The following is a 23,063-nucleotide window of genomic DNA, read 5'->3' as shown; positions in this document are numbered from 1 at the left end:
GCAAACACTATGGATATATTGCCCTCATTATTAGAAAGTGACCTTCTGCATTCTATTTCTCTAACTCTTTTACACTTTTTGTGGCAAGGCTTAGCCATTGCCGGCATTCTTTTGTGTATTAAAAAACTCACAAGCAATAAACACAGCGAACTTCGTTATTTAGTTTCATTATTAAGTTTAACACTGTGCGTTATTGCGCCTACATTTACTTTTTTGCTTATATCACAACCAGAGCAGGCAAGTTTAGATGCTTCCGCCCTTGCAAACTCAAGTGTGATTTCCGTTGCAGCTCAAGCTGATGTTATAAGTCAATTGTACCTATCCGATTTCACACCGCTGATTGCTGTCGCTTGGATGTTTGGTGTTGCCTTGCTAAGTGTGCGACTCGGCTGGCAGATGTTACAAGTTCATAAATTGACAACAACTAACATCGTACAGCCTTCAGATAAACTGGAACAGATCTTTAATCAACTCAAGCTGCAACTATCCGTTGCTAAACGCTCTCGCTTAGTTATTTCATTAACAGCACAAGTTCCTATGGCTATTGGCTGGATTAAACCAGTCGTACTTTTGCCCGCGAATTTAGCGAGCGGACTTACTATTGCCCAACTAGAAATGTTGATGGCACATGAGCTTGCTCATATTAAGCGCTACGACTACTTGGTTAATTTAATTCAAACGTTTGTCGAATTGGTATTATTTTTCCACCCCGCAGTAAAGTGGATCTCAAAACAAATTCGTATTGAACGTGAATATTGTTGTGATGATATTGCGCTACATCATTGTGGTAATCACTTACACTATGCGCGCGCGCTTACTGAAGCCGAAGTACTGAGACAAAACATTCCAGAGCTTGCCATGGCGGCTACCGGCGGTGATCTGAAGTCACGAATTCATCGCGCAGTTGGTCAACATAGTTGTGCACCGCGTTATGGTAATCAGTGGCTTGCAGCTCTAGCTGCTGTACTTGTGATCCCAAGCATTTTCACTGCTTCAAAAGTAATTGCAATGACTCAAGCTGAGCCTATCAAGGCAACACCTCTTGAGAATCAACATATAATGGTACTCGATGCAAAACCTGTTGAAACAAAAAAGGTCGATGTATTAAAGCCTGTAATTAAAAGTGAACAAGTTTCAAGCAATACCGTTTTTGATAGCAAGCACAATAAAACCGAATTGAAAGAAATTGTTTCTTCGCAAGTAATTCAATCTGCTTCAAGTGAATTGCCAGAACCTGAATCTGCCGACCCAATTGCACAAGCAGACATAGTAAATAAACAAACTGCTTACGAACAAATAGATGAAACTATTGAAACACCAGAAATCGTTTCACTTGCCACTAAGAATACTGTTAACACAGAAGTTGAATTTGTAGAGAGCCAAGAGCTTGCTATTGAAACTCAAGATTCGAAAGAAGAAGTACAATCGTCTGTTAACTTAGAGATGACTAATGTAAGTACACATGCTTTGGAGCAATCCCAGCCTGTAATTGTTGAAGAGCAAGTATTAACTGCATCTGAAATTACTGAAACAGAAGAGCTAACTGAAGCTGTTTCAACTGCTATTGAGAAAACAAAATTTGTCGAGGCAAAACTGCTTCAGTCAGTAATGCCAGAGTACCCGAGAGTTTTTTCTAACTTACAAGGCCAAGAAGATATCTCTGTGACATTCACAGTTGATGTAAACGGTAAAATTACAGACATTGAATATCAATCTGGAATACCTAGAAACTTTAAGCGTACAATTTCTAGAGCGTTACAAAAATGGCGTTTTGAACCTGCATTACAAGGTAATACAAAGATTGAAACTAAAGTTAGCAAAGTATTTAGTTTTAATGACCCAAGCCAATTTTTGAGACCTCTTACGGGAAGTAGAATTGCTAGAAGATATTGATAATACATTTCAAAAGTATAATAAAAAGGCCATCATATAATGGCCTTTTTATTCAATAAATTTTTTAATCTCTTAAATAATGCGGTCTTTATTCCAGCGACGTTCTTTTGCTAAACGCTGTTTACGTGCTTCGCACGGATCATCACAGTCACATACCTTGTCTATACCCATTGCACCTAAACCACCACAGCTACTCGCCATTGATTTTTTTTGCACAATAACACCTACAGCCATTGCAAGTGCGATAATAACTAATAATCCAAATGTAAGAAAAAAGATAGACATAGTTGGCCCCTTAAAAAAGTGGTGCAATTATACGACTTAATAGTAAAAAATGTAATAACGAATTGGTGAATAGTTGAGCCAAAGCAAGCTCTGACAATACCTAGCACAAAAGAAGAAAGGTTGAGTAGTTTAAAAATCCAAACTACCCAACAGAAAAACAACTTATAGGTATGGCTCAAACGCCTTACTTGCGAAAGTGACAAGGCCTTCAGATGTTTTACTAATTAAGTAAACAGCAAGGTTATGCTGTTCAGCATAACGTTTAGCTTGCTCTGTCCCCATCACTGTAAGCGCTGTAGCAAGTCCATCAGCCGTCATTGCAGATGAGTGTAGTACAGTAACTGAAACTAAATCTTGGCGTACTGGCTTGCCTGTTTCAGGGTGAATTAAATGGGAGTAATGTACACCATCTACATCATAAAAAATGCGATAATCGCCAGATGTTGCCATCGCAATATCATTTACTCTAATTAACCTATGAAACTCACGAGTGCCTGGCGCTGCATCTGGTTGTTCAATTGCCAACACCCAAGGAGAGTGATTTGGTTTATGGCCTGATGTTCTAATTTCACCGCCAATTTCAACCATATAATTAGTGAGAGATAGTGAATCTAAATACTCAGCAACTTTATCAATACCATACCCTTTTGCTGTCGCAGAGTAACTAACTTCAAGCCCATCTACAGTTTTCATAAGGCCATTAGGTGTCAGTTTTAGTTTATCAACACCAATACGCTGCTTTATTTCAGCAATTACAACATCACTTGGAATCGTTTCAGGGCGATTATCTGGACCAAATCCCCACAAATCAATTAAAGGGCCCATAGTGACATCTAGAGTACCTGTACTTACCCCTAAGCGAATTGACTCTGCAGTAACACGGCGAAAGTCTTCAGAGATAATAAAGTTCTGCCCGGCAGGTAAGCGATTGAACTGATTGATTTCCGAATCTGGGATATACGTAGACATTGATTGATTAACGTCTTCTAACATCTTAGTAACATCACTAAATAAGCTTAGTTCAGTTACTTTTTCTTCAGGCACAAACACCTTAATTGTAAAGGTGGTACCCATTGTTTTTCCTTGAAGTAATACTTCTTGCATCTTGGATTGATTTGGTGCTTGATCACAACCTACCAATAAAAATAGAAATAAGAAAAAAACTGAGTAATAAAATCGTTTCATAAATTTTCAATCTTGCATAAAAAAGCTCCTAAACCATTATAGCTGATTTAGGAGCCTGAACTATATCGTAAAAATTTACCTTTTTACGTTAAAATTAACCACCGAAGTCGTCAAGTAGGATGTTTTCATCTTCAACACCCAAGTCTTTCAGCATGTTAATTACTGCCGCGTTCATCATCGGCGGACCACACATGTAGTATTCACAGTCTTCCGGTGCTTCATGGTCACGTAAGTAGTTCTCATAAAGTACATTGTGGATAAAGCCAGTGTAACCTTCCCAGTTATCTTCTGGTTGTGGATCTGATAATGCACAGTGCCATACGAAGTTATCATTTTCAGCTTGTAGGCCGTCAAAATCTTCAACGTAGAACATCTCACGCTTAGAACGCGCACCGTACCAGAAGCTCATCTTACGGTCAGAGTTAAGACGCTTAAGCTGGTCGAAAATGTGCGAACGCATTGGCGCCATACCTGCACCACCACCAACGAATACCATTTCTGCGTCTGTGTCTTTCGCAAAGAACTCACCAAACGGACCAGAAATTGTCACCTTGTCACCTTCTTTAAGTGACCAGATGTAAGATGACATCTTACCGCAAGGTAAGCTTAAATCACGCGGTGGCGGCGTAGCAATACGCACGTTAAGCATGATAATGCCTTCTTCTTCTGGGTAGTTAGCCATTGAATATGCACGGATAGTCTCTTCATCAACTTTTGACTCAAGACCAAAGAAGCCAAAGTGCTCCCAGTCACCACGATACTCTTCAGGAATATCATAATCTGCATATTTAACGTGGTGAGCAGGCGCTTCAATCTGGATGTAACCACCTGCACGGAAAGGTACAGACTCGCCATCAGGAATCGCAAGCTTAAGCTCTTTGATGAATGTCGCTTTGTTATCATTTGAGATAACAGTACATTCCCACTTTTTAACACCGAAAATTGACTCTTCTAGTTCAATTTCCATGTCACCTTTAACAGCAACCTGACATGCTAAACGACAACCTTCACGCGCTTCACCTTTAGTAATATGGTCAAGCTCAGTTGGTAGAATATCACCACCACCTGAATGAACGTCTACGCGACACTGGCCACATGAACCACCGCCACCACATGCTGAAGATACGAAAATACCCGCATCTGCAAGTGCGCCTAATAGCTTAGAGCCAGGCTGAGTTACGATCGCTTTTTCAGGATCGCCATTAATTCCAATTGTTACGTTGCCGCTTGGTACTAGCTTAGATTTAGCTGCAATAATCACTAAAACTAACACTACAACAATAGCGACGAACATGCTTACGCCTAATACAACAGTTTCCATCGTATAGTTTCCTCGCTACCTTAAAGTGAAATACCAGAGAATGACATAAAGCCAAGACCCATAAGACCAACGCTGATAAAGGTAATACCTAAACCACGTAGACCGTCAGGAATATCAGCATACTTCATCTTCTCACGAATACCTGCTAATGCAACAATCGCAAGCGCCCAACCCACACCAGAACCGATACCAAATACCACTGATTCTGTGAAGTTATAGTTACGCTCAACCATGAATGCTACTGCACCAAAAATCGCACAGTTAACAGTAATTAGCGGTAAGAAGATACCCAGCGCGTTGTATAGCGGTGGGAAGAACTTATCTAATGCCATTTCAAGGATCTGAACAAGTGCAGCGATAACACCGATGAATGTTAAGAACTTAAGGAAGCTTAAGTCAGCTTCTGGGTAACCTAACCACTCAAGCGCACCTGGGGCAAGCAAGTTGTGGTAAACCAAGTTGTTTACCGGTACTGCAACACCAAGAACGAAGATAACTGCAACACCAAGACCTAAAGAGGTAGTAACTTTCTTTGATACCGCTAGGAATGTACACATACCTAGGAAGAAAGAAAGCGCTAAGTTTTCAATGAAAACCGCTTTGATAAATAGATTAATATAATGTTCCATCTCTTACCTCTTACGCTTTCTCTACTTGGTCTTTCTTATAAGTACGAAGTACCCAAATGAATAAACCAATAATGAAGAAAGAACTTGGTGGAAGAATTAGAAGACCCATTGGCTGATAGAAACCACCTTCAGAAACTAAAGGTAAGATTTCAACATCAAACAGCGTACCTTTACCGAATAGTTCACGAATGAAACCAACTGTAAGTAGTACTACTGAGTAACCAAGACCATTACCAATACCGTCTAAGAAAGACATCATTGGTGGTGACTTCATTGCATATGCTTCCGCGCGGCCCATTACAATACAGTTTGTAATGATTAGACCAACGAATACCGAAAGCTCTTTAGCCGTTGCGTAAACAAACGCTTGTAGCGTTTGGTCAACAACGATTACTAATGATGCAATAATCGTCATCTGTACGATAATACGTACGCTTGATGGAATATGGTTACGGATCATCGAGATGAATAAGCTCGAGAAAGCCGTTACTAATGTCAATGCGATTGACATGATAAGCGCATTCTTAAGGCTTGAAGTTACTGCTAGTGCAGAACAAATACCCAGTACTTGAAGTGCAATTGGGTTGTTCGCAAAAACAGGACCAAACAAGACTTCTTTCATTTCTTTAGAATTAGCCATTAGTTCAATGCTCCTTCACGTACTTTCGCAAGGAATGGACCAAACGCTTTATCGCTTGTCCAGAACTTGAATGTGTTATCAACACCTACAGAAGTAAGCGTTGCACCCGATAAACCATCCACTTTATGCACATTGTTACCCGCTGTACCTTTTACGATATCAACTGGTAATTGCTTGTCTTCCCAAGTCGCAGTCCACTTAGGGTTTTGGATTTCACCACCTAGACCCGGCGTTTCATTGTGCTTGTAGAAGTTAATCGCTTTAACTGTTTTAGTATCAGTATCTAACGCTAGGAAACCATACATAATACCCCAAAGGCCGTAACCTTGAACTGGTAGAATGATTGTTTCTACTTTACCGCTGTCATTTTTTGCAAAATAAACTGGCGATTCAGTTGTCATACGCTGAACACCTGCTTTGTCATCTTTCTTGTCTAATTTAACGCTGCGTTTAGCGTCAAACTTAGTCATTTCAAAATCAAAGCTGTTTGGATCTGTGTCAACAAACTCACCTGTTTTCATATCAACAACGCGAGCTTCAATGTTTGCATTGAACGTAGCAGACACATCTTTCACGTCAGCAAAACCAGCAGCAGCTAGAATGTTACGCTGAACGTCTTGTGTTTTGTTTGCTTGCTGTAGAGGACGAAGTTGAACAGCTGCCATAGATACAACAACCGCACACACTAAACATAGGCCAACTACAACACCAAGTGTTTTGCCGATAGATTCGTTATTACTAGCCACGAGCCAATCTCCTCTTGATGTTCGACTGAACTACAAAGTGGTCGAATAACGGCGCAAACAAGTTAGCAAATAGAATCGCTAGCATCATACCTTCTGGGTATGCAGGGTTTACTACACGGATTAAAACAACCATTACACCAATAAGAATACCGTAAGCCCACTTACCTTTATCTGTGAAAGATGCAGAAACTGGGTCGGTTGCCATGAAGAACATACCAAATGCGAAGCCACCTAGGACAAGGTGCCAATGCCAAGGCATTGCAAACATGTTATTGGTTTCAGAACCGATACCATTTAGTAGGAATGACGTAGCAACCATACCAGCAAACACACCTAGTACGATGCGCCATGAAGCAATACGGAAATAGATTAGTGCTAAACCACCAATCATAAGCGCTAGCGTTGATGTCTCACCCACAGAACCTTGAATAAAGCCGTAGAATGCATTCAACCATAGTTCCATGTTGTTGTAATCGATGCTACCAACAACAGCTTGACCTAGGTAAGTTGCACCTGAGAAACCATCTACCGCAGTCCACACAGTATCACCTGAGATTTGAGCTGGATATGCAAAGAATAAGAACGCACGACCTGCTAATGCTGGGTTTAAGAAGTTACGGCCTGTACCACCAAATACTTCTTTCGCCATTACTACACCAAAGGTAATACCTAGTGCCACTTGCCAAAGCGGAATTGTCGCAGGCAAGATAAGAGCGAATAGTACCGATGTTACGAAGAAGCCTTCGTTAACTTCGTGCTTACGAACTGATGCAAATAGTACTTCCCAGAAACCACCTACCGCAAACACAGTTGCGTAGATTGGTAGGAAGAAACAGGCACCATAGAACATTTTCGCGCCCCAACCAGAAGTAGCGGTTAAATCACCACCAAAAAGTTGGAATAACGCAACCTGCCATGAATCACCTAAAGCAAAACCATTAGCAAGCGCGATTGACGCTTGATGACCAATGTTAAACATACCAAAGAACATAGCTGGGAATGTTGCCATCCATACTAAGATCATAATACGTTTAAGGTCGATATTATCACGTACGTGAGAGCCAGTTTTTGTTACATGACCTGGTGTATAGAAAATTGTCGCAGCTGCTTCATACAGTGCATACCATTTTTCGTGTTTACCACCTGGTTCAAAATGCGGCTCGATATCTTCAAGAAACTTCTTTAAGCCCATGGGATTAACCTTCCTTCTCAATAGTAGTCAGGCGTTCACGAAGGATTGGACCATATTCGTATTTACCTGGACAAACGAAGGTACATAGCGCTAAATCTTCTTCATCTAGCTCAAGTGCACCTAGCGAAATCGCACCATCTAAATCACCCGCGATTAAATCACGAAGTAATAATGTAGGAAGGATATCTAAAGGCATAATGCGCTCATAGTTGCCGATTGGCACCATAGAACGGCTTGAGCCACCTGTTGATGTCGTCATTTTAAATAAACGGCTAGGCGCTAAATGCGATAGGAAAGTACGTGTTACTGAGAACTTCTTCGCACCTGGAGCGATCCAGCCGAATAGTTCTTTTTCACGACCTTCTAACAATGCAGTGATCTGGTTGTGGTAACGACCTAAGAAAGCATGAGGACCGCTAGCCGTAGTACCCGAAAGTACAGAACCTGAAATCACACGGTTTTCACCATCTTCTAACTCACCTGCAACGATGTCATCTGTAGATGCACCTAGTTGAGTTTTGATTAAACGTGGGTTTTTAACTGTAGGACCAGCCAAAGACACAACACGATCAGTGAAGATTTCACCTGTTAGGAATAGCTTACCGAATGCAATCACATCTTGGTAACCTAAGTGCCATACTTGCTTGTTAGCAGAAACAGCATCTAAGAAGTGAATGTGAGTACCAACTAGACCTGCAGGGTGCATACCACCGAACTCGTGTACTTCTACTTGAGCTACAGACGAAGAAGGAACTGTTGCACCAGGCGCTTTACAAACAAACACTTTACCGTCAGTTAAGCGAGAAACAACCGCAAGGCCTGCTTCAAATGCTTCAGCTTGCTCAGCAATAACAATTGCTGGATCCGCTGCTAATGGGTTTGTGTCAATTGCAGTAACAAAAATCGAGCTTGGCGTTGCATCCAAAGCTGGAACTTTGCTAAATGGACGGGTACGAAGCGCCGGCCATTGACCTGATTCAACCAGTACTTCTTGCACTTTTGCACGGTCAAGGTTCGCTAGCTCACCTGCCGAGAAAGACGCAAACGTCACTTGCTCACTGCCGTTAACTTCAATAACAACAGATTGCAAAACACGCTTAGCACCGCGGTTGATTTCTTTAACAACACCAGAGGCTGGTGCAGTATATTTAACGCCAGGAGTCTTTTTGTCTTCAAAAAGAACTTGGCCTTTTTTGACTTGGTCATCCACACGAACATGCATGGTAGGACGCATACCAATAAATTCTTCACCTAGCACAGCGACTCGTTTAACGGCAGAACCGTCATGAATCACCTGCGAAGGTGCGCCTTCAATTGGCAAGTCCAGACCTTTTTTTATGTTGATCATACGCACTTGCATTACATTAATGAAAAGAAACTGAAAAATCTAACCATGTACCACCAAACATTTACGAAAGTGCAAATATTAGGCAATACAATCGAATCTATACATATTCCCCGAATTTTAACATTAATTCGGATGACTATGCGAGTCTAAATTGAAATTTATGCTTACAAATTAAAGCCTAAAATTTGTACTTTACAAGTATCTAAACGCACTAATCTTCTGGGTCGATCACCAATTTGAGGAAATCTATTAGCCAAAAGTGTTACGTGAGAATTTTTCAGCAGGGAAAAGATAAATAGAAATGAGAATTAAGAGTCCAGAACATCGGCGCTCTACAGCACCAACCTTCTGAACTCTATATAAGAGAATCTGAGTTTTATACTAACTCGATATCTGCAACTGGGTTTACATCAGCATCATAGTCTACGCTATCAATACCAAAACCGAATAACTTTAAAAACTCATTGTGATAGCTCACGTAGTCAGTTAATTCGTCAATTGTATTTGTATCTACTGTATCCCAAATTGTTTGAACGCGTGCTTGCACATCATCTTCCAATTCTTTGTAGTTTTGGAATAAATGACCACCATCATCAAAACGCGGATTTTCACCGTAAAGGTTCTCACGGAATAAACCATCAATTTGTTCAATTGTGCCTTCGTAAGTGCCATCTTCTTTCATTACTTTGAAAAGACCCGAAATGTAAAGTGGCATAATCGGAATTGCAGAGCTTGCTTGTGTTACAACAGCATTTAGAGAAGAAACATACGCTTCACCTTTAAGGTCCGCTGTTTTCTCTTTAATCGCTGCTGCTGCACGGTCTAAATCTTCTTTCGCTTTACCAATTGTTGCATGTCCGTAAATTGGCCATGTTAATTCTTTACCAATATAAGTATAAGCAGATGTTTTAAAGCCATCAGCAAGAACGTCAGCTTGTTGTAGCGCATCAAGCCACATTTCCCAGTCTTCACCGCCCATTACTTTTACAGTATTTGCGATTTCTTCTTCGTTTGCTGCTTCAACCGTCACTTCATCAATAACACGCTTAGAGGTATTTAAGTTTTTGGTTGTTACAGAGTTACCAATTGGCTTAAGTACTGATGAATACGTTTCACCCGTATTAGGATCGGTACGACGCGGCGACGCTAAGCTGTAAATTATAAGGTCTACTTTGCCAAGCTCTTCTTTAATGGTTGCAATCGTTTTTTCTTTTAATTCATTAGAAAATGCATCGCCATTAATATTTTTTGACCAAAGACCAGCCGCTTCAGCTTCAGCCTGAAACGCAGCAGTGTTATACCAACCCGCTGAGCCTGTTTTTTTCTCTGTACCTTCTTTTTCAAAAAAGATACCTAACGTCTTCGCACCAGCACCAAATGCAGCTGTAATACGAGATGCAAGGCCGTAACCTGTTGATGCACCGATCACAAGTACATTTTTAGGACCATTTTCTAACTGGCCTTGTGACTTCACATATTCAATCTGTTCTTTTACATGAGCAGCACAGCCAACAGGGTGTGCATTTGTACAAATAAAACCACGAATTTTAGGCTTGATAACCATAAGTTAATTCCACTTTTACCTAATAAAATCTTTTAAAATTGTTGCTAGTTTAAAGCAAAGCACTGATAAACAGGTCTGATCAGCAAATAATTTTCATAAAAAAGGGGGCTTACGCCCCCTAACATCTTATCCTGTTATCGATTCGAATAATATTCCATTTCCGAAATCTGATGGTACGCCTTTACTTGCTGAAGAAACTCAGAGTAAGAACGCCATACTTTGGCAACCGCTTCATCATTGCGCGCTTGCTCGCTAATTACTTCCATGGTGGCCGCTTTAAGCGCCTGCATTACTTCTGGCGAGAATTTACGCAGCTTCACATTATGCTTGTTTTTCAGCTGATCAAGCGCTGTGTTATTACGTGCTGTGTATTCATCAAGCATATCTTGGTTTGCTGTGCGCATTGCTGATGTGACAATCGCTTGTAAATCACTTGGTAATGAAGCAAACGCCTCTTTATTAATTAAAAACTCTAAATTTGCGCCAGGCTCATGCCAACCAGAGTAGTAATAAAACTCTGCTGCTTTATTTAAGCCAAATGCTAAGTCATTGTATGGACCAACCCATTCCGTCGCATCAATAGCACCAGTTTGCAGCGCAGTGAAGATCTCTCCGCCAGTAAGCGATAATGGCACGCCACCGAGTTTTTCCAGCACTTCACCACCTAAACCCGGAATACGCATTTTTAGGCCTTTTAAATCCTCAACACTATTCACTTCTTTTTTAAACCAGCCTGCCATTTGCACACCAGTATTACCACCAGCCGCAGGAATTAAGTTATAAGGTGCATAAAGCTCTTGCCATAATTCCATTCCACCACCATGGTGCAGCCAACCGTTCACTTCTTGAGCATTCATACCAAATGGGATTGCCGTAAAAAATTGTGCTGCAGGAATTTTACCTTTCCAATAATAAGCTGCACTGTGACCCATTTCAGCGGTACCACTTGATACCGTATCAAATACTTCAAACCCAGGCACTAACTCGCCCGCGCCATAGACTTTAATTTTTAAGCGGCCATTACTCATCGCTTCTACATTTTCTGCAAAGCGCTCAGGTGCTGTACCAAGGCCTGGATAATTCTTTGGCCAACTGGTTACCAACTTCCATTTAAAGTTTTGTTGTACTTCAGCTGTATTTGTTGTTGCATTACTTGTTTGTTGTTCTTGACCACAACCACTTAAACCAATTGCCAAGGCAATCGAAGTGATTAATGTACTGAGTTTTTTCATGCTTCCTCCGTGCGTTTTATTTCAACCGATAAGCTAAGCGTAGAGTTTGCCTGGTAACCAAGTTACTAAGCTTGGATATGCAGCCATTAACGCCAATAAAATCAATTGAATAATAATAAAAGGTATCACGCCTTTGTAAATTTGCGAGGTCAACACTGATTTTGGTGCAACACCGCGTAAATAAAATAGTGCAAAGCCGAATGGCGGGGTTAAAAACGAGGTTTGTAAATTCACCGCTATCATAATGCCAAGCCAGATTGGATCAGCCCCCATCATTAATAAAATTGGTGCAACGATTGGCACAACCACAAAGGTGATTTCAATAAAATCCAAAATAAAGCCAAGTAAAAACATCACCAACATTACAACCAACATCGCGCCAAATAAGCCACCAGGTAATGCTTCAAACATTTCAGCAATTAGCTCTTCGCCACCAAATCCCCTAAAAACCAGTGAAAACAATGATGCACCGATTAAAATCATAAACACCATAGCTGTTACTTTGGTGGTGCTTTGCATTACCGCATTTAAATTTTTAAGGTTAAACTGCTTTTGCCAAATAGCTAAAATAATTGCACCAAATGCCCCCACACCAGCAGCTTCTGTTGGTGTTGCAATGCCAAACAAAATGGAGCCAAGTACAATAAAAATCAGCATAAGTGGCGGCACAAGCGCTACAAATAGCGATACTTGCTTGCGCTTTTTAATATGCTCAATGTCTTCATCAAGTAATGCAGGAACTTGCTCAGGTTTAACAATCGCAACAAACACTGAGTACAGAATATACAGCCCCACCAAAATCACGCCTGGGATCACTGCACCTGCAAATAAATCCCCTACACTGACATTTTCAGGTGAGAAAATCCCCATATTAAGCTGTGCTTGCTGATAGCTACTGGATAACACATCACCTAACAATACCAGCGCAATTGAAGGCGGAATAATCTGACCAAGTGTGCCCGTTGCTGTAATAATGCCGCAACTATATTGCTCGCTGTAGCCTCGCTTTAACATCGTCGGTAGTGCAAGTAAGCCCATGGTAACAACGGTTGCGCCTACAATGCCGGTACTTGCAGCGAGTAACATTCCTACTAAGGTTACCGCAATGCCCATGCCCGCTTTGCGTTTACCCATAACCACGGCCATGGCATCCAGTAAATTTTCAGCAACTTTCGATTTTTCCAGCATCACGCCCATAAAGACAAATAACGGCACGGCAATTAAGGTGCTATTAGTGACTATACCAAATAGGCGATTTGGTAGAGCATGTAAAAACGCACCATCAAAAATACCAAAAAGACTGCCAATTCCGGCAAATATCAGTGCAGTACCGGCAAGTGAAAATGCCACAGGAAAGCCTAATAATAAGACCAAACAAACACACACAAAGAGAAGAATAGCCATGTATTCCATTAGCTTTCTCCCTTTTTAAGCAGCACATTTAAACTTTTACAAAGCTCACTCACACTTTGTATCAGTAATAAAATACTCATCGCTGGAATTAAGCTTTTAAGAAGATAGACAAAAGGTAAACCACCAGCCTCTTGAGATTGCTCTTTAATTTGCCAAGACACAGCGACATAATCAAAACTCACTAGTAAAATAAAAATAGCCACAGGCCACAGCAAAATTAAATGACCAAATAGATTCACTAGGGCTTTTTTGAAAGGGGAAAAACGGCGATAAAACACATCAACACGCACATGCTCGTCATGTTTAAGTGCATAGCTACAGCCAAGCATAAACAAATAGGCATGAAGATAAAGAACAGATTCTTGCAGTGCAATCCAGCCCAGGCTAAAACCATAGCGTAAAAGCACAATTGCAAACATTAATATCACCATGGCAAAACTAAACCAAGCAATACTGCGCCCGATAAATTCAATAAAAGTATCGAGCTTATTGGCTATTTTAAGTAAGTTTGACGAAGGCGAATTGGAACTGACTGCATCCATGTTAATTATTGTTATCGTTTCAAAAGGGAAAATGTAACACTTAATTAACAGGGTTAAAAGTCCAACCTGTTGAGCATACACGGCTGGACACAAGCTTATTGATTGTATTTTTTAGTTACATATCAAATTTAGAGCCACCTAAACATTTTGGCGAATTTGGAATATCAGCATTTTGCCACTGTGTTGGCGTGTAAGTATGAATTGCTAACGCATGGATATGATTTGCTAATTCATCCGCCAATACGTCATTGATCATACGATGACATTGCAGTAAACGCTTACCTTCAAAATCATTGCTGACAAGAATCACCTTAAAATGAGATTCAGTACCCCGGCTGTGCATATGGCTTTCATTAATTACCTCTAGGTGATCATACGTAAACGCATTTTTCAGTTTTGATTCGATTTGTTCTAGCATCGACATAAGTGTGCCTCTTAAATATTTTTCGCCATTATACGCCACAAACATTGCGAAACGTCAGGTTTATTCGTCCATCAACAACCCGTTTTTGTACGGGTAATGAATGTTGATATCTCTCCTGACTACGTCCGGTCATTAACAAACAGCTACCATTAGCAAGCGGCAAGTCAGTTACTTGTTTTGTGTTATTTTCTCGTATCTTAAACTTTCGCACAGCGCCAAGTGAAACAGACGCAATAATTGGTGAAAAGCCAAGTTCAGCTTCATCATCTGCATGCCAACCCATTTTATCTTCACCACAGCGATACCAATTAAGTAACACAGCATTAAATTGTGTACCAAACCAATCATTTAAGGTGTTTTTTAAATTAAGCACACTGGCATGCCAAGGTTCTGGTAAAAACAACTGGTTAGAATAGCGATATCCAGTGCCTTTATCACCCATATAAACTTGCTTTCGAGGAATCGTATGCGCTTTATTAAATATGGTTAATGTTGGTTGCTGCCAATTGAGTGATAGCAATTGTTGATATAACGCATTGGCTTTGGGCTCAGCAATAAAGTGCTCAAAATAGTAAAAATCTGGCAATACGCACTTTGCCTTTTTTATTCGCTCAATGCTGTTAGGATCATTCCAAGCCATGATAAACTATGCACCTTTACAACTAAATTAATAACGTCGTTATGTCGCAATACCCTTCAGACCAGCAGGTAAATGAAATCGCACAGCTTGGCGAAAAAACCTTTACTCTTTCTCGCTTTCCGCTAAAACAAAAAAATGCGAGCCTTCAAGCATGGGACGCTGCAGACGAATATTTAGTTAATTATATTGAAGAACACCATCAGGTCACAAGTAACACGAAAGTACTTGTTATAAATGATGGGTTTGGCGCGCTCGCTTGTGCATTTAATAATGCATTTATTTACCATTTGAATGATTCATTTGTTGCAGAGCAAGCTGCCCAATACAACTTAGAGCAAAATCAGCTTGATAGCGACAATACCGTTTTTCTAAAAAGTTTAGACACTCTGCCAAACGACGTTGATTTGGTGCTGATAAAAGTGCCAAAAAACGCGGGGTACCTTACCTTTTTACTCAGTCAGTTAAGCAAGGTTTTACGTCAAGACACGCCAATTGTTGCAGCGGGTAAAGTAAAAGACATTCACTCTTCGACAATTCAATTATTTGAGCGTTTTTCTGGGCCAAGTTCAACGACCTTAGCGGTAAAAAAAGCTCGTTTAATTTTAACTAAGCAACATAACAAAGCCCAAGATTGTAAATTCCCTGTTGTTTGGCCACTTGAAAAATCACCTTTCACTATTACGAATCACGCGAATGTATTCAGCCGTGACTCGCTAGATATTGGTGCTCGCTTTTTTATTAATTACTTACCCCAAGGGAACAAAAAACAGCGTATCGTCGATTTAGGCTGTGGTAATGGTGTAATTGGGTTAACAACTCTTGACCGCTGCCCTAACGCACTGGTGACCTTTGTTGATGAATCAGCTATGGCGGTTGCTTCAGCTAAGCACAATGTCACAACAAATCTGCCAGAACAGCTAGAAAACTGCACTTTTTTACACAATGACTGTCTGACAGGCTTAGAAAGTAACAGTGCCGATTTAATTTTATGTAATCCACCGTTTCACCAACAACAAGCCGTTACAGACCATATTGCATGGCAAATGTTTGTTGATAGCTTCCGCTGTTTACGTGAAGGTGGCGAATTACGTATTGTTGGCAACCGTCATTTAAATTACCATGAAAAGTTAAAACGCCTATTTGGTGGCTACAAACTATTAGGCTCAAATAAGAAATTTGTCGTTTTAAGCGCTAAAAAGAGAGCATGATAACTATGAACTCAAAATATAAAATTACCCTATTCGCCCTAACACTGGGTTTAATGGCTGGCTGTAGCTCAACTTCACAGCAATTTATTTTCAGCCCGAATTACACGCAAACACACCAAAAATCAGCACAGCAAGATGTAAGCTTATCAGTCAATGATAAACGTGCCAGCTTTACTACGGTCACTATCAAAACCAGCGATGGTACAAAGGCGCTTGCAGATAAGTACTTAGCAGATTCAATTACACCTGCTATGGAACAGGCATTAGTCCAAGTGGGCGCCAACAACAGCGGCATGGGCAAAGCGCTTGACGTTAATATTCAGCAACTAAACACTGTCATTAACCAGCAGTTGCACAAGCACACAACTATCACAAAAGCTGAATTAGAGGTGGTTATCGAAACCTCTGAACACCGTTTTGCCAAACGCTACAAAGGTAACAAACAAAGCGAAGCACCGCTTGGCTTTGATAAAGCCAAAGTAGAGCAACAAGTAAATCGCTTACTTGAAGAGATGATCACTCGCATTGTCACCGACCCTGAATTTATTGACGCAATCAACCGCTAGGAGTAAAGGTTTATGAAATACTTAGTATCACTTTTGATTGCGCTAACAAGTTTTGCCAGCAGCGCCAACCTTGTTAAAAAAGGCGAATTTGTTCAAAAAGATAACGCTTATCCAATGGTAAAACTCACTACCACTATGGGTGATATTGTGGTTGAGCTAAATCGCCGTAAAGCACCGATTACAGTTAATAACTTTTTAGGTTATGTGGTAGATGGAGGTTACGAAGATACCGTTTTCCATCGTGTAGAACATGATGCCGAACAAGAGCGCGACTTTGTTATTCAAGGTGGTGGCTATGATAAAAAATACGACGGCGCCTATATGGGTCCTGAAATTCCCAACGAAAGCGGTAACGGCCTTAAAAATGACATGTATACCATCGCGATGGCTTACCAAGACCGAAAACCACATTCAGCTACGCGCCAATTCTTTTTTAATATGAATGACAATGACCATTTAAACCCAGGGCGTGAATGGGGTTTTGCAGTATTCGGCTATGTTACTGAAGGCGCTGAAACACTTGATAAAATAATGCGTGTTGAAACGGGATGCCACGATAAACTTGGTTGGTGTTTTGTACCAAAAGAACCCGTAGTTATTTTAAAAGCGCAAGTACTTGAACCAGCTCAATAAACACGTAATTTAATAATAAGAATAACAGGTTAAACATTACAACTATGGTTACAGTGTCAGAGTATCTTGGTTATTTTAAAGACCGCCGATTAATCAATATTTTTGCCTTTGGCATTACCAGTGGATTCCCTTGGGTATTAATCGGCTCAGTTATGTCTGCCTGGCTAAAAGATGAAGGCCTTTCACGCTCAATGATTGGCCTTTTTGGTATTGTATTTGTTTGTTATAGCGTTAACTTTTTGTGGTCGCCTTTAGTCGATCGCGTAAAACTCCCTTTATTACACAAACAGCTCGGTCAACGCCGTAGTTGGATTTTACTAAGCCAAGTATGCATCTTGCTTGCAACACTGTGGCTAAGCCAAGTAGATATTCAAAATCAATTGTATTCTGTGGCTCTGTGCTGCTTTGTTATTGCGCTGGCGGGGGCGACCCAAGATATCGCAATCGATGCTTTTCGTATTGATACGCTAGATGAAAATGAAACGCACAAAACCACAGCGGCCGCCACGATGGCGACCTCTGGTTGGTGGACAGGCTATGCATTATTGGGCGCTTTACCATTTTATATTGCTGATTTACCCGATTGGCAATGGACACAAGTATACTTGGTTTTAGCCTTGGTTATGTTGATGTTGATGCTAGGTGTATTTTTCGCAAAAGAACCAAAGTCCAATCGCGAATATGTACATAAAGCACTGGAAGCCGAATTTATTCAAAACGATTCGTCCCTTATTAAACGCATTGCTGCCTGGCTTTGGGTAACCGTTGCGGCACCAATCAGTTCCTTCTTTAATCGAAACGGCGTTAAAACCGCCCTTGCCCTGCTGGCGTTTATTTTTCTTTTTAAAATTGGTGAGGCCTTTTTAGGGCGTATGTCGATTGTATTTTACAAAGAGGTTGGTTTTTCTAATTCTCAAATTGCCACTTATTCTAAACTTGGTACCGGTTTAATTACGATTATTTTTGCTTTTCTTGGCAGTTTATTTAACTCACGCTATGGCATTGTGAAAGGCTTATTTATTAGTGGCATTGCTATGGCTTCATCGAATCTGATGTTCTCATTAATAGCCATGGTTGGGCCAAAAGAAAGTCTCTATGCTATGGCTATTTTGGTGGATGGCTTTACCCAAGCTTGGTCACTGGTTGCTATGGTCGCGTTCATTTCAATGCTATGTGATCGCGCATTTAGTGCTACACATTATGCATTATTAGCATCACTTGGTAATTTAGGCAGAACACTATTGTCGGGTTCTTCAGGGTATTTGGTCGATTTTCTTGAGGGTAATTGGGCGCTATTTTTCTTAATTACAGCCTTGATGGTGATCCCATCATTGGTATTTTTATATTTGATAAAAGAACGCCTAATGGTACTAGAAGCTGATTTCTACAAAAAACATTAATGCATCCTTGCATCATTTTAAATCGATTTTGAAAAGTGAATGATTATTCACTTTTCAAAATAGTTAAACCTTCTATCGGGTCTATTTCAAGGGCTTGGCAATAACGAATAAACTCCACCACATCTAGGCGACGTTCTTGGTTTTCAATTTTACCCACAAATGAATGTGGCGTACCAAGTACTTGTGCAAGGCTGCGCATAGTGTGGCCTTTCTCTTGGCGTTTCACTTTCAGCCACTGGGTAAGGCGCGAATTTTCTTCAGATGCAACCGTTTTTCCCATCATTTTTACTTCTCCTATTGATGATTGGAAATGCTTTTTCTAACTACCAAACAAAACCACACTAAGATTATCGATTAAAATATACAATATCTAGTATAAATTTTAGTTAGGGCATTCTACCTATTTTGAGTAATCGCCCTATAAAGTTTGCGGCTAATCCACAAATAATAGCGACCAAATGCAAAAATCAGAAGTATTTAATATAAGTAATTATTAAAAGTGCATAAAAATTTAGTACTTTCATTCTTTGATATAACCCTATTTAGCTAGCATTCAACTACGCTACTCCACTAGTGGCACGATTACTTATTTTGCTATACCCTATAAAAACAATAACTAAGTATTCGTTTATATGATTAGACTATTTTTTCTTTTACCAATTTTATTGTGCTTTGCCTGGTATTACTTTTTAAAAGTCAATCGCATTCCTTTAAAACAAGGTAAAAAAGGGTTTTTCTACATTATGGCAATCAGCTGTGTGATTTTAGTGTTTTTTACCCTAATGTTGCATATCACAAAAACGAACTGACAACTAAAAAGAGCATCAAATGATGCTCTTTTTAGTTGTCAGTTTTTAGCATTCACAATGCTAACTTGCTAGTTTGTGCTCCACTATTTCAGCTTCAAGGTATTTAACAGGCTTTTTTCGAAGTGCTAATAAGCAAGGGGTTAGAACCAAGGTAAGTACAGTAGCAAACGCCAAACCACCTGCTACGGCGGTAGAGAGTTGCACCCACCACTGGGTTGAAGGCGCACCGAATGCAATCTCACGGTTAAATAAATCGATATTTACCTGAAGCACCATAGGCATTAAGCCCAAAATAGTGGTTACCGTTGTCAGTAACACAGGCCTTAAGCGCTGTGCTCCTGTACGTAGTATTGCTTCATGTTGCGCCATGCCCTGTCTACGCAACACATTATAAGTATCAATTAACACAATATTATTGTTCACCACAATTCCCGCAAGGGAAATAACACCGATCCCTGACATAACAATACCAAACGGCTGCTGCAAGATAATGAGTCCTAAAAACACCCCAACAGTAGAGAAAAGTACCGCGCTTAAAATCAACATTGCTTGATAGAAACTATTAAATTGCGTTACCAAAATAATACCCATTACAAACAACGCCACTAAAAAGGCTTTTTCTAAGAACACCATTGATTCGTCTTGCTCTTCATTCTCACCGCGCACTTTAAGTTTTACACGCGGATCTAACCCTTGTGCTTCAAGTTGTGCTTGCAAACGAGGTAATGCTTTAGAGAGTTGTTGTCCAGCTTTAACATCAGCATTTACAGTCACCACGCGATGACTGTCAACACGGTTAATGGTATCCACTTTTTGTACAGCTCTTCGTTCAATAAAGTGCGTAATCGGCACCTGACCATGTTGTGTTTTAACACGCAAAGTTTCTAATCGGCCTAAATCTCGTTTATCTGCAGGAAAACGAACACGAATATCAATTTCATCATCCACATCATCAGGGCGATATTCACCAAGCTTAAGACCATTTGTCACCATTTGAACATTGGCACCAAGCATGGTTGCATCAGCACCAAAGCGTGCTGCATCTGCTCGATTAAGCTTTAACTGCCACTCAATACCTGGTTTTGAGCCTGAATCATCGACATTAACAAACGCGCCGTCATTTTCTATCGCATTACGAATTCGACGGGCTTCTTCATTAAGTGCATCTGGGAATTTAGAACTGAGTTCAATCGATAAATCTTTACCGCCGCCTGGGCCGTTCTCATCCTTACGGATTTCAATTTCGACACCAGCTAGATCTGATGTATTACCTAGCACTTCTTCAATAATTTGATCAGCCGGACGACGCTCATCCCAGTCTTTAAGGTTCATGCGAAGTGAACCAACAATGTCTTTGCCACCAGAGCGAGAGTAAAGCGTTTTAATACCTTCAACCGGTAAAATGCGTTGTTCAATATCTTTCATGATTTGGTCTTTTTCATAAATCGACAAATCACCGTAACTGCGCACTTTTAAATTAATGCCATTGGGTTCAACATCTGGGAAGAATTCCATACCCAAACCTGAAAAACCGTAAGCAATAAATACCAATATTGAAAAACCGATTGCAGCAAACAAGCTTAGTAATGGGCGTTTAATTGCACGGTCTAGCAAACGTACATAACGCCCTGTCACACCTTGCAACTGTGTTAAATTGCCTTCTTCTGCTACCAATAAATTTTGCTTTTGCTCAGCTGTAAGCGGGCGCACTTTACCAATCAGGCTACCAATAGTCGGTACAAACACTAACGCCATAACAAGTGATGCAGACAACGTCGCTATTAGGGTGATTGGTAAGTATTTCATAAATTCACCCATCATACCCGGCCAGAAAATTAGCGGCGCGAATGCAGCTAAAGTAGTGGCGGTTGAAGCTATAATTGGCCACGCCATGCGTTTAGCGGCAACCGAATAGGCTTTTTTACGCGGCATACCTTCACTCATCATGCGATCAGCAAATTCACTTACTACGATGGCACCATCAACCAGCATGCCCACAGCCATAATTAAGGCAAAAAGCACAACGATATTGACGGTTAAGCCAAAAATCGCAATCACTAAAATACCCGTTAAGAAAGAGCCAGGAATTGCTACACCCACTAAAAAGGCTGAGCGCGTACCTAGAATCGCAATAATCACAATCACCACCAACAGTACGGCAGACAGTACATTATTTTGTAAATCAGATAACATATCTTTCACGTCTTTACTCATATCACCGGTGTAAGTCACCTTAATATGATTCGGCCAAATTGCTTTGCTCTCTTCTACTTTGACTTTTACTTGATCAACCGTGTCGATAATGTTTTCACCAGCACGTTTTTTCACTTCCAGTGACACGGCTTGTTGACCATTAATACGAGCAATTGAGTTGGGATCTTTATAAGAACGCCTAATTTGTGCCACATCCATAAAGCGCACAACCTTGTCGCCCGACACTTTTACAGGTTGTTCCATTACATCTTGAATGGTTTCAAAAACAGAGGGGATTTTTACCGCAAAACGGCCTTTACCTGTATCTAATGTACCGGCAGCAACTAAGCGGTTATTATTTGTCAGTAAGCTATAAATATCACTTTGGTCAAGGCCATACGATTCCATTAGAAGTGGATCGATAACAATCTCAACCATATCTTCACGCTCACCACCAATTTCCACTTCAAGCACGCTCGAAATTGATTCAAGTTCGTCTTTTAAATTACGCGCAATGGTCAGTAATCCGCGTTCAGGAATATCGCCTGACAGTGTTAAAGTAATCGTCGGCTGCTGATCTTCCATCAACACTTCGTGTACTTCGGGTTCTTCAGTTTCTGAAGGCAACTTAGCTTTTGCCAGTGACACTTTATCGCGCACATCGGCAAGTGCCTCTTTCGGATCTGTACCGGCAAAAAATTCAAGCGTAACAGACGCATGACCTTCGCTTGCCACAGCAGTCATTTCCTTTACACCTTCAATGGCTCGCAGTTCAATTTCCATTGGACGAACCAACAGGCGTTCGGCATCTTCAGGCGAAATACCATCGTGCACTATCGACACATAAATAAACGGAATGGTGACATCTGGATTTGCTTCTTTTGGAATGTTTTTATAAGTCACCCAGCCAGAAATAATTAACAATATAAAAATTGATAATACCGTACGAGTACGACTTAATGAGGCATCAATCAGGGTACGCATAGATAACCTCTACTCTTGCTCTGTAGCAAAAACCGGCTCAACGGTGTCACCAATGCGCACAAATCCTTGCCCTATAGTAATCACATTTGCTTTGTCGCCAAGCCCTGCCATCCATACGCCGGATGCTTCTGATTTAACAACATCAATTTGGGAGAACACAACACGGTTTTCACTGTCAACCGTTTTTACGCCGATATTGCCATCTTCATCAAGCGC

Annotated in this window: 21 protein-coding genes and 1 pseudogene; 5 read left to right on the top strand and 17 right to left on the bottom strand. The window is 40.6% G+C overall.

Features of this window, described 5'->3' with window-relative positions:
* The first annotated feature begins 9 nt into the window (after positions 1–9).
* Positions 10–1,893 carry a M56 family metallopeptidase gene (locus tag ABYD77_RS01970; protein WP_372766489.1) on the top strand — a complete coding sequence of 628 codons (1,884 nt, stop codon included), beginning with the start codon at positions 10–12 and terminating at the stop codon, positions 1,891–1,893.
* A 72-nt stretch (positions 1,894–1,965) separates the two neighbouring features.
* Here the strand turns inward: ABYD77_RS01970 and nqrM are convergent, their stop codons facing one another.
* From nqrM to ABYD77_RS01900, 14 genes are all read right to left on the bottom strand, one after another.
* Complete coding sequence (gene nqrM / locus ABYD77_RS01965; protein WP_010561776.1) at positions 1,966–2,178, bottom strand: (Na+)-NQR maturation NqrM; 213 nt, start codon at positions 2,176–2,178, stop codon at positions 1,966–1,968.
* A gap of 162 nt (positions 2,179–2,340) precedes the next feature.
* A complete protein-coding gene (locus tag ABYD77_RS01960; RefSeq protein WP_372766486.1) occupies positions 2,341–3,363 on the bottom strand; it encodes an FAD:protein FMN transferase in 1,023 nt (340 codons plus the stop codon).
* Between the two features lie 94 nt (positions 3,364–3,457).
* On the bottom strand, positions 3,458–4,684 hold the full coding sequence (gene nqrF, locus ABYD77_RS01955) for an NADH:ubiquinone reductase (Na(+)-transporting) subunit F (protein WP_372766484.1): 1,227 nt from the start codon (positions 4,682–4,684) through the stop codon (positions 3,458–3,460).
* Positions 4,685–4,704: 20 nt separating this feature from the next.
* The gene (nqrE, locus tag ABYD77_RS01950) at positions 4,705–5,313 is read right to left on the bottom strand and encodes an NADH:ubiquinone reductase (Na(+)-transporting) subunit E (protein WP_038642719.1); all 609 of its coding nucleotides are present in this window, start codon (positions 5,311–5,313) and stop codon (positions 4,705–4,707) included.
* Positions 5,314–5,323: 10 nt separating this feature from the next.
* Positions 5,324–5,953: an NADH:ubiquinone reductase (Na(+)-transporting) subunit D gene (locus tag ABYD77_RS01945; protein ID WP_054980658.1), complete on the bottom strand. Its 630-nt coding sequence runs from the start codon at positions 5,951–5,953 to the stop codon at positions 5,324–5,326.
* Positions 5,953–6,699 (bottom strand): Na(+)-translocating NADH-quinone reductase subunit C, encoded by a 747-nt coding sequence (locus ABYD77_RS01940; protein ID WP_372766482.1) that lies wholly within the window; start codon positions 6,697–6,699, stop codon positions 5,953–5,955. Before ABYD77_RS01940 ends, ABYD77_RS01945 begins: the two co-directional genes overlap by 1 nt.
* Positions 6,692–7,891, bottom strand: a complete 1,200-nt coding sequence (locus ABYD77_RS01935) for an NADH:ubiquinone reductase (Na(+)-transporting) subunit B (RefSeq protein WP_372766480.1) — start codon at positions 7,889–7,891, stop codon at positions 6,692–6,694. Before ABYD77_RS01935 ends, ABYD77_RS01940 begins: the two co-directional genes overlap by 8 nt.
* Positions 7,892–7,895: 4 nt before the next feature.
* Complete coding sequence (locus ABYD77_RS01930) at positions 7,896–9,239, bottom strand: Na(+)-translocating NADH-quinone reductase subunit A (protein ID WP_372766478.1); 1,344 nt, start codon at positions 9,237–9,239, stop codon at positions 7,896–7,898.
* A 376-nt stretch (positions 9,240–9,615) separates the two neighbouring features.
* Complete coding sequence (gene fabV, locus ABYD77_RS01925) at positions 9,616–10,803, bottom strand: enoyl-ACP reductase FabV (RefSeq protein ID WP_372766476.1); 1,188 nt, start codon at positions 10,801–10,803, stop codon at positions 9,616–9,618.
* Positions 10,804–10,937: 134 nt separating this feature from the next.
* Positions 10,938–12,035 (bottom strand): TRAP transporter substrate-binding protein, encoded by a 1,098-nt coding sequence (locus ABYD77_RS01920; protein ID WP_372766474.1) that lies wholly within the window; start codon positions 12,033–12,035, stop codon positions 10,938–10,940.
* Between the two features lie 33 nt (positions 12,036–12,068).
* Positions 12,069–13,448 carry a TRAP transporter large permease subunit gene (locus ABYD77_RS01915; protein WP_372766472.1) on the bottom strand — a complete coding sequence of 460 codons (1,380 nt, stop codon included), beginning with the start codon at positions 13,446–13,448 and terminating at the stop codon, positions 12,069–12,071.
* Positions 13,448–13,990: a TRAP transporter small permease subunit gene (locus ABYD77_RS01910; protein WP_372766470.1), complete on the bottom strand. Its 543-nt coding sequence runs from the start codon at positions 13,988–13,990 to the stop codon at positions 13,448–13,450. Before ABYD77_RS01910 ends, ABYD77_RS01915 begins: the two co-directional genes overlap by 1 nt.
* Before the next feature lie 115 nt (positions 13,991–14,105).
* Positions 14,106–14,414, bottom strand: coding sequence for a BolA family transcriptional regulator (locus ABYD77_RS01905; RefSeq protein ID WP_274761001.1), 309 nt, complete (start codon positions 14,412–14,414; stop codon positions 14,106–14,108).
* A 28-nt stretch (positions 14,415–14,442) separates the two neighbouring features.
* Positions 14,443–15,054 (bottom strand): alpha-ketoglutarate-dependent dioxygenase AlkB, encoded by a 612-nt coding sequence (locus ABYD77_RS01900; protein WP_372766468.1) that lies wholly within the window; start codon positions 15,052–15,054, stop codon positions 14,443–14,445.
* A 41-nt stretch (positions 15,055–15,095) separates the two neighbouring features.
* Between ABYD77_RS01900 and ABYD77_RS01895 the strand changes: the two genes are divergently transcribed.
* The 4 genes from ABYD77_RS01895 to ABYD77_RS01880 are packed head-to-tail and all read left to right on the top strand — an operon-like array spanning position 15,096 to position 18,861.
* Positions 15,096–16,262 carry a methyltransferase gene (locus tag ABYD77_RS01895; protein WP_372766466.1) on the top strand — a complete coding sequence of 389 codons (1,167 nt, stop codon included), beginning with the start codon at positions 15,096–15,098 and terminating at the stop codon, positions 16,260–16,262.
* A gap of 5 nt (positions 16,263–16,267) precedes the next feature.
* Entirely contained in the window at positions 16,268–16,828 is a 561-nt protein-coding gene (locus ABYD77_RS01890) for a YajG family lipoprotein (RefSeq protein ID WP_372766464.1), read from the top strand.
* Positions 16,829–16,840: 12 nt separating this feature from the next.
* Complete coding sequence (locus tag ABYD77_RS01885; protein ID WP_372766462.1) at positions 16,841–17,461, top strand: peptidylprolyl isomerase; 621 nt, start codon at positions 16,841–16,843, stop codon at positions 17,459–17,461.
* A 35-nt stretch (positions 17,462–17,496) separates the two neighbouring features.
* Positions 17,497–18,861 (top strand): MFS transporter, encoded by a 1,365-nt coding sequence (locus ABYD77_RS01880; RefSeq protein ID WP_372766552.1) that lies wholly within the window; start codon positions 17,497–17,499, stop codon positions 18,859–18,861.
* Positions 18,862–18,904: 43 nt separating this feature from the next.
* On the opposite strand, the gene ABYD77_RS01875 is transcribed toward ABYD77_RS01880, so the two are convergent.
* The 3 genes and pseudogenes from ABYD77_RS01875 to ABYD77_RS01865 all read right to left on the bottom strand — a co-directional run.
* Positions 18,905–19,144, bottom strand: coding sequence for a helix-turn-helix domain-containing protein (locus ABYD77_RS01875; RefSeq protein WP_038642742.1), 240 nt, complete (start codon positions 19,142–19,144; stop codon positions 18,905–18,907).
* 586 nt (positions 19,145–19,730) lie between these two features.
* A complete protein-coding gene (locus tag ABYD77_RS01870) occupies positions 19,731–22,847 on the bottom strand; it encodes an efflux RND transporter permease subunit (protein ID WP_372766460.1) in 3,117 nt (1,038 codons plus the stop codon).
* A 9-nt stretch (positions 22,848–22,856) separates the two neighbouring features.
* Positions 22,857–23,063, bottom strand: a pseudogene (locus ABYD77_RS01865) (efflux RND transporter periplasmic adaptor subunit); the annotation flags it as partial.

The sequence above is a fragment of the Pseudoalteromonas sp. genome (genome assembly GCF_041629635.1).
Lineage (GTDB): Bacteria > Pseudomonadota > Gammaproteobacteria > Enterobacterales > Alteromonadaceae > Pseudoalteromonas.
This window is presented reverse-complemented; position numbering and strand designations above follow the sequence as displayed.